General features: G+C 72.8%; 14 protein-coding genes. 4 read left to right on the top strand and 10 right to left on the bottom strand.

What is annotated here, in order from left to right:
- Positions 1 to 4 precede the first annotated feature (4 nt).
- Positions 5 to 937 carry an NADP-dependent oxidoreductase gene (locus tag IF29_RS0110840; RefSeq protein WP_030252794.1) on the bottom strand — a complete coding sequence of 311 codons (933 nt, stop codon included), beginning with the start codon at positions 935 to 937 and terminating at the stop codon, positions 5 to 7.
- Positions 938 to 1,135: 198 nt separating this feature from the next.
- Here IF29_RS0110840 and IF29_RS0110835 point away from each other — a divergent pair, with 198 nt between their 5' ends.
- The 3 genes from IF29_RS0110835 to IF29_RS0110825 all read left to right on the top strand — a co-directional run bounded on the left by IF29_RS0110835 (position 1,136) and on the right by IF29_RS0110825 (position 3,066).
- On the top strand, positions 1,136 to 1,339 hold the full coding sequence (locus IF29_RS0110835; RefSeq protein ID WP_030252793.1) for a DUF4287 domain-containing protein: 204 nt from the start codon (positions 1,136 to 1,138) through the stop codon (positions 1,337 to 1,339).
- Positions 1,340 to 1,408: 69 nt separating this feature from the next.
- Positions 1,409 to 1,810 (top strand): type II toxin-antitoxin system VapC family toxin, encoded by a 402-nt coding sequence (locus tag IF29_RS0110830; RefSeq protein WP_030252791.1) that lies wholly within the window; start codon positions 1,409 to 1,411, stop codon positions 1,808 to 1,810.
- A 122-nt stretch (positions 1,811 to 1,932) separates the two neighbouring features.
- Positions 1,933 to 3,066 (top strand): serine hydrolase domain-containing protein, encoded by a 1,134-nt coding sequence (locus IF29_RS0110825; RefSeq protein WP_030252789.1) that lies wholly within the window; start codon positions 1,933 to 1,935, stop codon positions 3,064 to 3,066.
- Here the strand turns inward: IF29_RS0110825 and IF29_RS43400 are convergent.
- The 4 genes from IF29_RS43400 to IF29_RS0110805 all read right to left on the bottom strand — a co-directional run bounded on the left by IF29_RS43400 (position 2,996) and on the right by IF29_RS0110805 (position 7,749).
- Complete coding sequence (locus IF29_RS43400) at positions 2,996 to 4,663, bottom strand: ankyrin repeat domain-containing protein (protein WP_051725163.1); 1,668 nt, start codon at positions 4,661 to 4,663, stop codon at positions 2,996 to 2,998. The genes IF29_RS0110825 and IF29_RS43400 overlap by 71 nt on opposite strands.
- A gap of 201 nt (positions 4,664 to 4,864) precedes the next feature.
- Entirely contained in the window at positions 4,865 to 5,830 is a 966-nt protein-coding gene (locus tag IF29_RS0110815) for an ATP-dependent DNA ligase (RefSeq protein ID WP_232242099.1), read from the bottom strand.
- A gap of 189 nt (positions 5,831 to 6,019) precedes the next feature.
- The gene (locus IF29_RS43395; RefSeq protein WP_051725162.1) at positions 6,020 to 7,195 is read right to left on the bottom strand and encodes a hypothetical protein; all 1,176 of its coding nucleotides are present in this window, start codon (positions 7,193 to 7,195) and stop codon (positions 6,020 to 6,022) included.
- A gap of 2 nt (positions 7,196 to 7,197) precedes the next feature.
- On the bottom strand, positions 7,198 to 7,749 hold the full coding sequence (locus IF29_RS0110805; protein ID WP_037594835.1) for a SigE family RNA polymerase sigma factor: 552 nt from the start codon (positions 7,747 to 7,749) through the stop codon (positions 7,198 to 7,200).
- Positions 7,750 to 7,954: 205 nt separating this feature from the next.
- On the opposite strand from IF29_RS0110805, the gene IF29_RS0110800 reads away from it, so the two are divergent.
- Entirely contained in the window at positions 7,955 to 8,989 is a 1,035-nt protein-coding gene (locus tag IF29_RS0110800) for a LacI family DNA-binding transcriptional regulator (RefSeq protein WP_030252780.1), read from the top strand.
- Here IF29_RS0110800 and IF29_RS0110795 read toward each other — a convergent pair.
- From IF29_RS0110795 to IF29_RS0110775, 5 genes are all read right to left on the bottom strand, one after another.
- A complete protein-coding gene (locus IF29_RS0110795) occupies positions 8,986 to 10,062 on the bottom strand; it encodes a LacI family DNA-binding transcriptional regulator (protein ID WP_051725161.1) in 1,077 nt (358 codons plus the stop codon). The genes IF29_RS0110800 and IF29_RS0110795 overlap by 4 nt on opposite strands.
- Before the next feature lie 79 nt (positions 10,063 to 10,141).
- Positions 10,142 to 11,170 (bottom strand): ABC transporter permease, encoded by a 1,029-nt coding sequence (locus IF29_RS0110790; protein ID WP_030252777.1) that lies wholly within the window; start codon positions 11,168 to 11,170, stop codon positions 10,142 to 10,144.
- Positions 11,167 to 12,132, bottom strand: a complete 966-nt coding sequence (locus IF29_RS0110785; protein WP_030252775.1) for an ABC transporter permease — start codon at positions 12,130 to 12,132, stop codon at positions 11,167 to 11,169. Before IF29_RS0110785 ends, IF29_RS0110790 begins: the two co-directional genes overlap by 4 nt.
- On the bottom strand, positions 12,129 to 13,745 hold the full coding sequence (locus IF29_RS0110780; protein WP_051725160.1) for a sugar ABC transporter ATP-binding protein: 1,617 nt from the start codon (positions 13,743 to 13,745) through the stop codon (positions 12,129 to 12,131). Before IF29_RS0110780 ends, IF29_RS0110785 begins: the two co-directional genes overlap by 4 nt.
- 80 nt (positions 13,746 to 13,825) lie before the next feature.
- Positions 13,826 to 14,944 carry an ABC transporter substrate-binding protein gene (locus IF29_RS0110775; RefSeq protein ID WP_030252771.1) on the bottom strand — a complete coding sequence of 373 codons (1,119 nt, stop codon included), beginning with the start codon at positions 14,942 to 14,944 and terminating at the stop codon, positions 13,826 to 13,828.
- Positions 14,945 to 14,968: the final 24 nt, after the last annotated feature.

Genomic DNA, 14,968 nt, shown 5'->3' with positions numbered 1-14,968 from the left:
CGGGTCACGGGAGGGTGAGGACGACCTTCCCGGTGACCTGGCCGGTGTCACCGAGCGCATGGCCCTTGGCGGCCTGGTCGAGCGGGAACGTCGCCTCCACCACGGCCCGCAGCCGGCCGGCCGCCACCAGGTCGGCGATCGCCCGCATCCCCTCCTGGTCCGCCTCGACCAGGAGGACCCGGACCCGGGCCCCGCGCTCGGCGGCGCGGTCCGGCAGGTCCTCGGGGACGTTGCGGACCGCGATGGAGACCAGCTGGCCGCCGGGCTTCAGCACCTCGAGGGAGCGGGCGGCCGTGTCCCCGCCCAGGGTGTCCAGGACCAGGTCGACCGGGTCGATGTCGGTGAAGTCCTCGTTGCGGTAGTCGACCAGCTCGTCGGCCCCCAGCTCGCGCAGCAGCGCGTGCTTGGGGGCGCTGGCCGTGCCGATCACATGGGCGCCGCGCTCCTTGGCGATCTGCACGGCCAGGTGGCCCACCCCGCCGGCGGCGGCATGGATCAGCACCCGCTGCCCCGGCCGCAGGTCAGCCGTGTCCACCAGCGCCTGCCAGGCGGTCAACGCGGCCAGCGGGATCGCGCCCGCCTGGACGTGGTCGATCCCGGCCGGCTTGCGCACCAGCGCGCGGGCCGGTGCGACCACGTACTCGGCGAAGGAGCCCGCCCCGTACGGGTACGGCAGCATGCCGAACACCTCGTCGCCGGGTTCGTGGATGGTGACCCCGATGCCGACGCCCTCCACCACACCGGACACGTCCCAGCCCAGGACCAGCGGCAGGCGGTCCAGGAATCCGGGGAACTGCCGGTGCTTCCAGTCGGTGGGGTTCATGCCTGCGGCCTTCACCCGCACAAGCACCTCGGAGGGGCCGGGAACCGGACGCTCGCACTCGGTCTCGTGCAGGACTTCCGGGCCGCCGTAGCTGTTCTGGCTGATCGCGTTCATCGTGGTCATACGGCCACGATGCCTGCTGCGCGGCTGCCGGGACAGTGGCCCGAAGGTCATGATCCGCAAGGATCAGGCCATCGGCTCCGCCGGGGTGCGGAAAACCGCGGCAGGACATGCGCCCGACGTAGATGAGTTCGACGGGTGAATACGGTCTGACCTGAGAAACCACCGCACCGAGAAGAAGGAGACCCAGCCATGACGGCACCGGTGAAAGGCCCCGCCAGCTACTTCCCCTCGATCGAGAAGAAGTACGGCCGACCCATCGCCTACTGGACGGAGCTGATCCGCTCCGCCCCGCTGACCAGGCACATGGAACTCGTCACCTGGCTGAAGACCGAGCACGGGCTGGGCCACGGCCACGCCAACGCCCTGGTGGCACACACCCTGGCGCAGCGGTAGGCAGCGGGGCGGCGCCGCCTACGATGCTGGCGTAGGCCCTGGAGGAGGAGACCGCCCACGACGAAGTACGTGATCACTCCGGACGTGGCCCTGCGCCTCGCCGAGGCAGAGGCGGCGATCCCCGACGAGCACCGACTCCTGGCACCGACGCTGCTCCGCTCCCAGCTGCTGACGCTCCTTTACCAGGCGGTGCGCCGCGGCGAGATGTCCAGGAAGGACGCCGATCGCCGTCTCGACTACGTCCGCTCCCTGCGGATTCGACTGCTCGGAGACCGTTCCCTGCAGTCCACCGCCTGGAGGATCGCCGACCGGCTCGACTGGCCCGACACCCTCGACGCCGAGTACGTCGCACTCACCCAGCTCCAGGGCGACGCACTGGTCACCCTGGACACGGACCTCGCCGACGCGGTCAAGGGACTGGTGACGGTCGCTCCCGTCGAAGCGGTCTCGCAGCCCCCGGGGTGGTGCTAACCCCCGGTGCGATCCGGGCGGGAGCCCCCGGGCCGATGGGCCGCTGGTTGGCGACACTGGACCAGTCGGCGTCGCCGAGTCCGGCGAATCGCCCATCGCACCGCACTGAACAGGGGATCCCCATGCGCACTCGCATGATCGCCGTGTGTGCCGCTCTGGTGGCAGTCGCAGTGGGCACCACCGGAGCAGCACCCCGGGCTTCCGCAGCCGATGCCCCGGCAACCCGGTACGGGGAGGTCCAGGCGATTCTGCAACGGCTGACCACCGTTGACGGGGCGCCAGGGGCGCTGGCCGACATCGGGGCCGGCGGCAGCCGGACGGTGCTGACCAGTGGGGTGGCGGACCTCGCCACCGGCGCGCCGGTGGCCGCGGACAGCCGGTTCCGGATCGGCAGCATGACCAAGATGTTCGTCGCCACCGTGGTGCTGCAACTCGTCGCCGAGCACAGGGTGGACCTCGACGCACCGATCGAGCGCTACCTCCCCGGGCTGGTCCGGGACAACGGCAACGACGGCCGCGACATCACCGTGCGCCAACTGCTCCAGCACACCAGCGGCCTACCCGACTACGTGGACTATCTCAGCGAGGACAGCATCCTGGCCGATCCGCTGGCCCACTACAGCCCCCGGCAGCTGGTGAGCACCGCCCTGGCACATCCCCGGCTGTTCGCACCCGGGACCGGATGGAGCTACTCGAACACCGACTACGTGCTGGCCGGGCTGCTCATCCGGGCCGTGACCGGCCACGCGTACGGGCAGGAGATCGACCGACGCATCATCAAGCCGCTCGGCCTGCACGACACTTCGGTGCCCGTCGACCGGTCCGCCATCCCCGGCACACATCCACACGGCTACGCCGAGGTGACGGCTGCCGACCCGGTCGACGTGACCGCGTTCAACCCGTCGGTGGCCTTCGCCTCCGGGGCCATGATCTCCAGTGGCGCGGACATGGACCGGTTCCTCGGCGCGCTGCTGCAGGGAAGGCTGCTGCCGCCCGCCGAACTGCGGGCGATGCAGACCACGACCCCGACCGGTGACGCCTCCGGGAGCGGATACGGCCTGGGCCTGCAGAGCACCCCGCTGCCGTGCGGCGGGGTGTTCTGGGGACATGACGGCGGGATCTTCGGCTTCGAGACCATGAGCGGTGCCACGCCCGACGGCCGCCAGGTGACCGTGATGGTCAACCTCAACCCCGGCGGTACCGCCGCGCAGGACGCCGACATCCAGGCCGCCGTGACCGCAGCCCTGTGCGAGTAGTCGCGGTCGGACCGGCCTCAGTCCGCCAACTCCCGGGCCGCCTCCGGCCGGCCGAGGTGGTGGGCCCAGTCCAGGGGAGTGGCGTCGAAGCGCCGGTCGCGGATGGCGGGTCGGCCCCCAGCTCCAGCAACAGCCGGATCGCCGGGACGTCGTCGGCCGCGGCGGCCTGGTGCAGGGCGGTCTCCCAGGGCTGGTCGGAGGGGATGTCCCCGCGGCCGAGCGCGTTGACGTCGAAGCCGAGCCCGGCCAGCAGGCGCAGCGCCCCCGGCCGGCCGTTGGCCGCCGCCCAGACCATCGCCGACGGACGGGCCGCGCGCGCTTCGGCGGCTACCCCGGGGTGCGCGGCCAGCAGCCGGGCCACGGCGGGCTCGTCGCCCGCCAGGGCCGCGCCGAGCAGCGCGTCCACCGGGTCCGCGGGCGGGGTTTCCGCACCGTGGGCGACCAGGTAGTCCACGAGCTCCTGGTCGCCGTTGCGCAGGGCCCGGGCGGCGGGGGTGCGACCGTCGGCGAACGGGGCCCGTACGTCCACGCCGTGCTCGACCAGGAGCCTGACCCGTTCGCTCTGGCGGTGGTCGACGGCCCAGCCGAGCTGTCCGCGCAGTAGCTGCTGCGGGGTGTCCAGGGCCTCGCCGAGGCGGGCCCGCCACGGGCCGCCGTCGCCCTGTCCGAGGCCGTGGTCGAACAGCAGGCGCAGATGGTCGTCGTCCGTGCCGAACATCCGGTTGTAGAGGGCCTGGCCGTCCGACGGGTCCGCGCCCGCCTCCAGGAACTGCCGGGCCAGGGCCAGCGAGTCGGGATGCCGGGGCTGCCGCAGCGGTCCCTGCTCGCCCTCACCGAAGGCACCGGTGAGCAGGGTGAACGGGGTAGGCAGGCCGTGCCAGAGGTAGCCCTCGTGCGGATCGGCCCCGGCATCGAGCAGCAATCGGGCGGCGACCGGCGCGTCCCCGCCGACGGTGCCGTGCGTGCCCGCGGAGCCGGCGCCGCCGCGGGCGGCCACCCCGAGGCGCGAGTAGACCAGGTAGAACAGCGGCGTCCAACGGTAGGGGCCGCCGCGCCGGGTGGCGGCGGCCCAGGGGCCGGCCGGGTCCGCAGCGAGATGGCGGAGCAGGGCAGCCAGGTCGGCGGCCGCGCCCGCGGCCCAGATGCTGAGGTCGACCAGGTCCGGGTGGAGCGCCAGCAGGTCCGCCGCCCGGGACCAGCGGTCGGGGCCGTCCGCCGGGGTGTAGCCGAGGCAGGCCAGGCGGCAGAAGCGGTCGGCCCGGCTCTCGGCGTCCTGCCCGACGGCGTCGGGTTCGCTGGGATCCCAGCGATAGCGGGCGATGGTCTGCAGGTGGTGCTTCAGCCGGGGCCAGCCGGCGAATCCGTACTCGCGGGCGACGACCAACTGCGCGGAACTGAGCAGGAACCCCTGGTCGGCGGCGAAGCCGTGGACGGCGACCCGGCGGGCGGCGTCGGGATCACCCCCGCGGACAGCACGTTGCAGGGCCCGGCACTGACCCCGCAAGTGGTCCAGGTCGGCGTCCTCCGGCAGGACCCGACGACCGGGTGCCCGGCCTGCGGCCGGGGCGGGGTCTGCGGGGGAAGGATCGGTCGGCACAACGGCCTCCTCTCGTCATGCCTGCTGTCCGCGTGGTCAGGCCGAAAGGAGTGCAGGGCCGTACGCACAGGTGAACCCGGATGGGCTGAGCCCTTCCCGCGGACCGGAGGCGCTCCGTGGCGCCGTGCTCCGACCCTAGCGTCCGCCCCACCCGCCCGGAAAGCCCGGCTCGAACCCCGGTGCCTGCACCGAGGAGGTGCATCAGTCGGCGTGGGCGCCGCGCAGGCCGCGCCAGACCGGGTGGGCGAGCAGGCCGGCGTCGGTGACGTCCAGGTAGTCGACCTCGCCGGTGACCTCGGGGCGGACGAAGCGGAGCGGGTCGGTGCGGGGGAGGGCCGGTCCGGCGGTGAAGGGGGAGCGGTCGGCGCCGAGGTGGCTGAGCAGGCCGACCAGGGCGCGGCCCTCGGCGTTGGAGAACCCGGCGCCCACCCGGCCGACATAGCGCAGGTCGGCTCCGTCACGGACACCCAGCAGCAGGGCCTTGACGGTGGTGCCAGCCGGGATCCAGCCGCCGATGGTGATGTCCAGGGACTTGGTGTGCTTGAACTTGATCCAGTCCTCGGACCTGACGCCGGGCCGGTACGGCGAGGCCAGGCGTTTGGCGACCACGCCCTCCAGGCCCTTCTGCGCGGTCCACTCCAGCGCCGCGTCGGCCTCGCTCCCGGGCCAGACCGGTGGGACGACCACCCGGTGCCCGTCCAGCGGCAGGGACTCCAGCACCTCGCGCCGGTCCCGGTAGGCCGTCTCCACCAGCGAGCGCCCGTCCAGCCAGAGCACGTCGAAGAGCATCAGCGTCACCGGGAAGGTCCGCGCGCCGGAGCGGATCGCCGCCGGCCGGCGCAGGGACATCCGTTCCTGGAGCCGGCCGAAGGAGGGGCGGCCGTCCGGGCCCGCGGCGATGAGCTCGCCGTCGAAGACCGCGTCGGTGCCGCGCGGCAGCAGGTCCAGCAGTTCGGCGGCCTCGGGGTAGCGCTCGGTGGCCTGGTTGGCGTTGCGGGTCAGCAGCCGCAGGCCCCCGGCACTGCCGTCCAGGTAGGCGGTGATCCGCACCCCGTCCCACTTCACCTCCACCGCCCAGCGGTCCGGGTCGGCGGGAAGCCGGGTGCCTGCGGTGGCGAGCATCGGCCGGATCAGCGGCAGTTCCACGAGAGTACGGCCCAGGGCCACGGTGATCAGCGCCTTCGGTGACGTCGGCGGGCGGGACGCCGACCGTCACGTGCCGGGGGACCGACGGATCTCTGCCACTGCTGCCCCTGGACCCGGTCATCCGCTGCGATCGGCGCCCATCCACGCTAAGACCGGACCGCCGTTCCCGCAGCTCGGAGCTGCGGGAACGGCGGTCCGGCCGACTCGGCGTCAGCCGATGGAGAAGAACGGTGCGTCACCCCGCACGGTCATGTCCGGATCCGTGGGGATGGAGACGACGCCTCCGGCTGGGTTGTCCGCGCCGTTGGCGGCGATCAAGGACACCTCGCCGCGCTTGAGACAGGAGGCGAGGGTCGCGGGAACGACGAGCCGGGTGCGCACCGCCACGCTCTGTCCTGCGCCGAGGCCGATCGTGTCGAGCTTCGGCCACTGGCCGCTGAGTGAGACGGTGCGCCAACTGCTGCCGTCCCACCACTGGGCGGTGGCGAACGGTGTGAAGTCGCAGTTGGGCGTGGATCCAGCGGCATTGAGATACAGACCCACCCCGCTGTAGTCGGCCGTGGTGGTGTTGCTCAGCGTGAAGTCGAACTCGGCCGAGGTGGTTCCGGGGGCCACCGAAGCGGGGCCGGTACCGGTCAGGCTCGGGGTGGCCAGCGGCAGCGTCCGCGACCGGGTGACCGGCGCCGAGCCGCCATCGGCCAGGGTGACCTGGAAGTCGACGGATTCGACGCCGACCGGGGTCACCCGGAGCTGCTCCTGCACGGTCGCCTGCGCCGGCAGGCTCAGCTGGTACGTCGCCGTGTCGGCGGCGGAGTTCCCGGATCCCGCCTTGGTGTAGCCGACCGGCACCGATACCCAGGCGCCGCCGGACCCGTCCTGGCGCTGGACGATCCCGCGCTCCTGCGGCGTGGTCGACGTGGGGGAGCCGACTGTCGGCGCGCCCAGGTCCACGGTCACCGTCTCGGTGCGGGCGGCGCCGGGGTTGGAGACCGTGAAGCCGACCTGGTTCGCGGTCCCCTTGGCCAGTTCGGCGGGCAGCTGGAGGGACAGGCTCGGTGCGACATCGCCGGGCGCGGAGCTGGTGGACGGCGCCGGGGAGGCGCTCGGGCTCCGGCTCGGACCCTGGCTCGGGTGGCTGGTGCCGGTGGAACTGCTGGGGCTGACGGCGGGCGGGGGTGGCACGGGTCCGCCTCCGGACCGGCCCACGGCCAGCGCCGTACCGATCCCGCCGGCGACGAGCGCCGCCGACAGTGCCGACACGGCGACCCGCCGGCGCAGGGTGCGGGTCGCCCCGCGACGCCGGGCAGCCTCCGGACCGCGCGGCCGGGCCGCTGCGCCCGCGGAGGTGGCGATGGTGGACAGCAGGGTGTCGAAGTCCTCTGGCACGGCTAGATCTCCTTCCCGGTGCTGGGCCGCGGGGCGGCGCCCTGGTCGGTGCGGTAGGCCGGCGCCGGTTCGACGGACTCGCTCAGATGCGGGGCCAGGGCCCTGCGCCCGCGGGAGAGCCGGGCCTTGACGGTCCCGGCCGGGACCCCGCTCTGGGCGGCTATCTCCTCCACGGACAGACCGACCAGGTGGTAGAGCACGATCGACTCGCGCTGGTCGGGCGAGATCCTGCGGAGCGCCGCCACCAGGGCCAGGTGATCCGGGTTCAGCCCCTGCACCACGCCCTGCCCGCGCTCGCGGCGGTGCGCCGAGAGCCGGTTCACGGTCTTGCGCCAGGTCGAGACGCTGAGCCGGTAGGCGACGGTGCGCACCCAGGCCTCGGGCGCACCGTGTCTGCTGACCTTGGCCCAGCGCTGCCAGGCGCGTGCATAGGCCTCCTGCACGCAGTCCTCGGCCTCGCCCAGACTGCCGGTCATCGCATACAGCTGGCCCACCATCCGCCGGTACGTCGCGGCATAGAACCCGTCGAAGTCCAAACTGGGCTCGTCCCTCACCGCGCCTCCCCTCCTGTTCGCGCATCCGGCAGCGCTCCTCGGCGCTGCCGCAGTGTTCACGCCTGGGGAGGCACCCCAGTTGCATACCGGACCCGGAAAATGATCCGGTGGCGCTCCTGCGCCCTCAGGGCCGCTATTCTCACGTTGAAACGGCGTGATGGAGGGCTCGAGGAGCCCGCCCGCCGAGGGTGACGGGGGTGAGTCCATGGCGGCGAGGACCGGTGGCTCGGCGGTACCGCGGCTCAAGGACGTGGCGGAGGCCGCGGGGGTCTCGGTGAAGACGGTCTCCAACGTGGTCAACGGCTCGGTCCAGGTCGCCGAGGAGACCCGGGCGCGGGTGCAGCAGGCCATCGACGAGCTGGGCTACCACCCGAATGTGATGGCCCGTCGGCTGCGCACCGGGCGCAGCGGAGTGATCGCGCTGGCCTTCCCCGAACTGCCCTCGCCGTACTTCGCCGAACTGGCGGTCGAGGTGACCGCCGCGGCCCGCCGGCACGGCTGCACGGTGCTGATGGACGACACCGGGGGAGACCCGGTCGCGGAGCTGCGGATCGCCTCCGGTCTGGGCGACCCCATGATCGACGGGGTGATCCTCAGCCCGCTCGGCCTGGACCAGGCGGAGCTGGTGGACCGGGAGCGCCCGATCCCGCTGGTGCTGCTCGGCGAGGCGGACCTGGGCCCGGTGGCGGACCGGGTGCACATCGACAACGTCTCGGCGGCCCGGGACGCGACCCAGCACCTGGTGGACCAGGGATACCGGCGCATCGCCGCCATCGGCTGGCAGGACCCGTCCCCCCGGGCGACGGCGCAGCAGCGGCTGCAGGGGTACGCCGAGGCGCTGGAGAGCGCCGGCCTGCAGCCCGATCCGGCGCTCTTTCCGCCGGTGCGCTCCTACTTCCGGCCCGACGGCGCCGCGGCGATGCGGCGGCTGCTGAAGCTGCCCGAGCGCCCGGACGCGGTCTTCTGCTTCAACGACCTGCTGGCGCTGGGCGCGATGCGTGCGGTGCACGAGGCGGGGCTGCGGATACCGGAGGACATCGCCTTCGTCGGCTTCGACGACGTGGAGGAGGCCGAGTACGCGATCCCGTCGCTGACCACCATCGCCCCGGACAAGACGAAGATCGCCGAGCTGGCCGTCAGCCTGCTGCTGGAGCGAATCCTGCACGGTGACAGCGCACCCAGCCAGTTCCTGGTCCCGGGCTACCGGCTGGTGGTGCGCGAGAGCAGCCGGCGGCGCTAGCCCGGCCCGGGCCCGGGCGCGGACCAGTTGCCGGGCGGCGGGCGGGGGCGGCTCGGACGCCCGGCGGTGGACTCGCGGATCACCAGCCGGTGCCCTGGCCTGATGCGGCGCGGCGGGGGCGCCGGATCCGCCCCGGCCGCGCCGATGCGCTCCAGCAGGCAGTCCACCGCCAGCCGGGCGATGGCGTGCTTGTCCGGCGCGACGGTGGTCAGCGAGACCGCCGCGTAGCGGCCCTCCTCGACGTCGTCGAACCCGACCACGGCGATGTCCTCGGGCACCCGCAGCCCGCGCTCCGACAGGACGCGCATCGCGCCCAGCGCGACCAGGTCGTTGTAGGCGAACACGGCGTCGGGCCGTTCGCCCCGGTCCAGCAGGGCGGCCATCGCGACGGCTCCGTCGCGCCGGTCGAAGCCGTCGGTGGCGGCGACCAGCGCGTCCCTGGCGAGTCCGCCGGAGGCGGCGATCTCCTGGCGCCAGCCGCTCAGCCGCAGATGGGCCGGCTGGCGCGCGCTCTCCTCGCGGGCGCCGAGGAAGGCGATCCTGCTGCGGCCCAGGTCCAGCAGGTGCCGCACCGCAGCCCTGGCGGCCGCGACATTGTCGATGGCGATGTGGTCGTACGGTGCGTCGTACTCGCGCTCGCCGAGCAGCACCATCGGCGGTCCCGCGGTGCGGGCCAGCAGGTCCTCGGACTCCAGCTGTATCGGGCTGAGGATCAGCCCGTCGATGACGTGCGCCCGGAAGCCCTGGGAGACCAGGGCCTCCTTCTCCCGCAGCCCGGCGGTGTGGTCCAGCAGGACGGTCTGCTCGTGCCGGGCGGCGGCGTCGATCACCGCCCCGGCGACCTCGGCGAAGTAGGGGTTGCCCAGCTCGGGGACGGCCAGCGCGATGATGCCGGTGCGCCCCTTGCGCAGATGACGTGCCATCAGATTGGGCCGATAGCCCAGCTCGTCGATGGCGTGCTGGACCCGGGCCCGGGTCGCCGGTGTCACATGGGGGTAGTGGTTGACCACGTTCGAGACGGTCTTCACGGACACGCCGGCGCGCAGCGCGACGTCCTTCAGGCTGACGCCCACGGCACTCTTTCCTGGTCCTGGGTCTCCTGGGTTCCTGGGTCTCCCGGCGGGGGAGCGGGTCTCCCGCCGGGAGGGCGGGTCAGGTCAGCTGCTGGGTCCGGCTGAGCAGCGTCTGCAGCAGGACCACCAGGGCCAGGAAGGCACCGTTGACGGCGTCGGTGAACGCCGATCCGTACTGGGAGAAGTAGTGGTCGATCAGGTTGTGGATGACCGCGAGCAGCAGCACTCCGCTGACGGTGCCGCCGATCGAGCCGCTGCCGCCGGTGAGCAGGGTGCCGCCGATCACCACGGCGGCGATCGCGGTGAGCTCGTAGCCGACGCCGATGGTGGTGACGCCGGAACCGAGCCTGGCGCTGCCCAGGGCTCCGGCTCCGGCGGCCAGGGTGCCGGAGAGCAGGTAGACCAGGACCTTGGCGCGGGCCACCGGCAGGCCCATCAGCAGCGCGGCGTTCTCGTTGCCGCCCAGCGCGGTGAGCGTGGCGCCGAACCGGCTGCGGGTCAGCAGCAGACCGCCCAGCGCGAACAGCACGCCCACCAGGATCACCGGTGTCCAGACGCCGGCGCCGAGGTTGCGGAACCAGGACCCGGCCGGGACCAGGTAGGTGGTCGCGCCCTCGTGGGTGACCGCCTGCAACAGGCCGCGGGCGCCGAGCAGCCCGGCCAGGGTGACGATGAACGGCGCCATCCCGGCGCGGGCGATCAGCAGCCCCTGGACGGTTCCCCAGCCGGCGCCGACCGCCAGCGGCAGCAGGATCGCCAGCCAGGTCCCGCCGGTCTGCGCGCCGTAGGCGCCCAGGACACCGCCGAGGGCGTACAGCGAGCCGACGGACAGGTCGATGCCGCCGGTGATGATCACGAAGGTCATGCCCAGCGCGAGCAGCCAGACGAAGGCGTTGTTGCCCAGGATGCTGCTGACGTTGGACCAGGTGGGGAAGGTCGCGGAGGTGGCCGAGGCGATGGCGGCGACCAGCACCAGCACCGCCAGCGCGCCGCGCCGCTGGACCTGGGCCGCGAGCCGCTCGCGCAGCGGCAGCCGGGCCGAGGCGGCGGACGGGCCGGGACCGGGGCCGGAGGACAGCGTGGTCGGGGGGAGGACGGTCGGACTCATCGGGTACCACGCTCCTGCGATGCGTACACGGCGCAGCAGATGATGGCCGCCTCGACGATCTGGGTGTACGAGTTGGGCACGTTGTGCTGGGTGAGCACCGCGGTGATCAGCTGCATGAACAGCGCCCCGGCCACGGTGCCGAGCACCCGGACCCGGCCGCCGGTCAGCGGGGTGCCGCCGACGACCACGGCGGTGATCGCGTTGAGTTCCATGTTGAGCCCCTGGTTGGCCGGGTCGGCCTCGGCGCCGTGGCCGACGATCATCACTCCGGCGAGGGCGGCCAGCACCCCGGAGACCAGGTAGACGGTCAGCAGCACCCGCCGCACCGGCAGTCCCGCCAGTCGGCTGGCCTGGCGGTTGTCGCCGATCGCGACCAGCCGGCGGCCGAAGGTGGTGCGCCGCACCACCAGGCCCACGGCCAGCGCGACCAGCGCGGTGATCCAGGCCATCAGCGGGATGCCGGCCAGGCTGTCCGAGCCCAGGGAGAGCAGTGCGGTGTCGGTGACCGGCTTGGCCGAGTCGCCGTTGACGATCTCGGCCAGCCCGCGTACGCCGATCATCAGCGAGAGCGTCGCCACGATCGGCTGCACCCGGGTGAAGGCCACCATCGCCCCGCCGACCGCACCGGAGACGGCGCCCAGGGCCAGGGCTATCAGCAGCGCGAACGCCAGCCCGTAGCCCAGGTAGAGCGGTACCACCGCGGCGGCGAGCGCGACCACGGCGCCGACCGAGAGGTCGATGCCCTCGGTGCCGATCACCAGGGCCATGCCGAGGGCCACCAGCAGGGTGGGGGCGACCTGGAAGAGCTGGATGCGGACGTTGCCCGCCGACAGGAAGTCGGAGTTCAACCCGACGGCGACCAGGAACAGGACGGCCAGTGCCGCGTAGACGCCGTACTCCTGAAGCAGTCTCAGCAGCCGGTCGCGGTCGCGCAGGGCGCCGGTCCAGGCGAGGGTGCTCATGGGGTGGGCTCCTTGTCCTGGTCCTTGGCATCGGTGTCCTGGGTATCGGTGTCCCGGGTATCGGCGTCCCGGGCATCGGCGTCCTGGGCCAGTGCGCCGAGCAGTGCGTCCTCGGTGACCCCGTCGCCCTCCAGCTCGCCGACCACGCGGCCGTCCTTGAGGACCACCACCCGGTCCGAGCCCTCGATCAGCTCCTCCAGCTCCGAGGAGATCAGCAGCACGCCGAGCCCGTCCTCGGCCAACTCGTTGATCAGCGCCTGCACTTCGGCCTTGGCACCGACGTCGATGCCGCGGGTGGGCTCGTCCAGCAGCAGGACCTTGGGCTGCAGGCAGAGCCAGCGGGCGAGCAGCACCTTCTGCTGGTTGCCGCCGGACAGGTCGCTGACCTTCTGGTCCGGGCCGGCGGCCTTGATCCGCAGCCGGTCCATGAAGAGCCGGACCACCTCGTCCTGCCTGCGCCGGTCCACCAGGCCGGCCCGGGAGAGCCGGGGCAGCGCGGCCAGCACGATGTTCTCGCGGACCGAGAGGTTGGGGATGATTCCCTCGGCCTTGCGGTCCTCGGCCAGCATCACCACGCCGGCCCGCATCGCGGCGGCGGGGCTGCGGTGCTGCAGGCGGGTCCCGTCGACCTCGACGGTGCCGCTGTCGGTGGCCAGCGCGCCGGTGATGGCCTTGGCGGTCTCGCTGCGGCCCGCGCCCAGCAGGCCGCCAAGACCGACGACCTCGCCAGGGCGGATCTCCAGGGAGACCCGGTGCAGACGGTGACGCAGGCTCAGATCCGTCGCCCTGAGTGCCGGGCGGCCGCCGGCGCCGGCGCTGCGGTCCGCCTCGAAGGCGGTGGCGCCCTTCTCCCGCACCGCGGACATCTCCCGGCCGAGCATCAGCGAGATCAGCCGCAACCGCTCCAGCCCGGCGATCTCGCCGGTGTGCACGACCGCGCCGTCGCGCATCACGGTCACCCGGTCGCAGACCGCGTAGAGCTCGTCCAGCCGGTGGCTGACGTAGACGACGGCGATGCCCTGCGCCTTGAGCCCCCAGATCACCTCGAACAGGGTGTCCACCTCGCGGGGCTCCAGCGACGACGTCGGCTCGTCCATGATCACCACCTTGGCGTCCACCTGGACCGCCCGTGCCAGCGCCACCATCTGCTGCGCGCCCAGCCCCAGCGTGCGCAGCGGCCGGGTGACGTCGGTGTCCACCCCGAAGCGGCGCAGCTCCTGGGCCGCCTGACGGTTCATCCGGCCCACGTCGACCAGGCCCAGCCGCCGGGGTTCGCGGCCCAGGTAGAGGTTGCGCGCCACCGACATCAGCGGCACCAGGTTGACCTCCTGGTAGATCGTGGAGATCCCGGCGGCCTGCGCCTCCAGCGGATTGCGGAACTCCCGGTCCGCGCCCGCCAGCCGGACCCGGCCCGCGTCGGGGCGGTACACCCCGGTCACCACCTTGATCAGGGTGGACTTGCCGGCGCCGTTCTCGCCGATCAGCGCGTGCACCTCGCCCGGCCGCAGGGCGAAGTCCACGCCGCGCAGGGCGTGCACGCCCGCGAAGCTCTTGTCGACCCCCACGGCCTCCAGGACGGAGTCGGGTGCGGGGCCCGGGTCCTGCTGGACCAACGTTGTCCTCCTCGTACGGGACCGCGGGGCTCCCGGGGGCCGCCTCTCGGCGCGGCCCCCGGGAACCGTTGCCGGCCGGTTCAGTAGACGAGCCCCTGGGTCAGCGCCTGCTGGGCGTTGGCGCTGGTGAAGTGGGAGTCCTTGATGATGACCTTGGGCTGGACGCCGGTGGTCCCGAAGAAGTCCTTGAGGGACTGGAACGCCAGCGGGCCGAAGCGCGGATTGGTCTCGATGTCCGCCACTACCTGCCCGGCGGCGACGTCCTGGACGGCCTGCTGGATCCCGTCGATGGTGACGACCTTGACGTCCTTGCCCGGCGTCTTCCCGGCGGACTTGATCGCCTGGATCGCGCCCAGGGCCATGGCGTCGTTCTCGGCGTAGACGGCGTTGATGTCGGAGTGCGCCTGGAGCAGCTGCTCCATCACCTTCTGGCCGTCGGTCTGGTCGAAGTTGGCGGTCTGCGAGGCCACCACGGTCATGCCCGGGTACTTGGCGGCGAGCTTGTCGGTGAATCCCTTGGTGCGGTCGGCCGAGACGTTGTTGCCCGGAGTGCCCTGCAGGATCGCCACATGGGCGGTACCGCCGGTGGCGCCGGCCAGGTCGTCGGCGGCTATCTGGGCCTGGCCGTAGAAGTCGGAGCCGATGAAGGCGATGAAGTCGGAGCAGGCGGTGCCGGTGACGGTGCGGTCGATGGTGAGCACCGGGATCTTCTTGGCCTTGGCCTGGGCGAGGGCCGGCCCGAGGCCGTCGGAGTTCTCCGGGGCCACGATCAGCACCTTCGCGCCCTGCGCGATCATGTCCTCGATCTGCGAGTTCTGGGCGTTCACATCGGCGTTGGCGTTGCGCTCGATCAGCTTCACGCCCAGGCGCTTGGCCTCGTCCTCGATGCTCTTGGTCTCGGTGGCACGGAACGGGTTGCTGGTGGACTCGGACTGGGAGAAGCCGACGATGGTCTTGCCGTCGGTGATGTCCAGCTGCGGCACACCCCCGGCGTAGGTCTGGTAGGTGCAGCCGGGGCCGGCCGGGGAACCGGACGGCGAGACCACCTGCTGGGCGGCGGCGGTACCGGCGGCCGTGGCCCCGGAGGACGACGAAGGGGCAGTGGCGGAACCGGAGTTGGTGCATGCGGTCACTGCCAGGAACAGTCCGGTGGTGACGAGCGCCGCGGTCGCGGCTCTGGTCCGGGGGGAGGCGTTCATGCGCCGATCACATCCTCGGAAGAA

Origin of the sequence: Streptacidiphilus jeojiense (assembly GCF_000719095.1) — a bacterium.
Lineage (GTDB): Bacteria > Actinomycetota > Actinomycetes > Streptomycetales > Streptomycetaceae > Streptacidiphilus > Streptacidiphilus jeojiensis.
This window is presented reverse-complemented; position numbering and strand designations above follow the sequence as displayed.

Bases quoted from the DNA above. Each gene is read 5' to 3' on its own strand.
- IF29_RS0110840 (WP_030252794.1), bottom strand. From the start codon at position 937: ATGAACGCGATCAGCCAGAACAGCTACGGCGGCCCGGAAGTCCTGCAC.
- IF29_RS0110835 (WP_030252793.1), top strand. From the start codon at position 1,136: ATGACGGCACCGGTGAAAGGCCCCGCCAGCTACTTCCCCTCGATCGAG.
- IF29_RS0110825 (WP_030252789.1), top strand. From the start codon at position 1,933: ATGCGCACTCGCATGATCGCCGTGTGTGCCGCTCTGGTGGCAGTCGCA.
- IF29_RS0110800 (WP_030252780.1), top strand. From the start codon at position 7,955: ATGGCGGCGAGGACCGGTGGCTCGGCGGTACCGCGGCTCAAGGACGTG.
- IF29_RS0110790 (WP_030252777.1), bottom strand. From the start codon at position 11,170: ATGAGTCCGACCGTCCTCCCCCCGACCACGCTGTCCTCCGGCCCCGGT.
- IF29_RS0110785 (WP_030252775.1), bottom strand. From the start codon at position 12,132: ATGAGCACCCTCGCCTGGACCGGCGCCCTGCGCGACCGCGACCGGCTG.
- IF29_RS0110775 (WP_030252771.1), bottom strand. From the start codon at position 14,944: ATGAACGCCTCCCCCCGGACCAGAGCCGCGACCGCGGCGCTCGTCACC.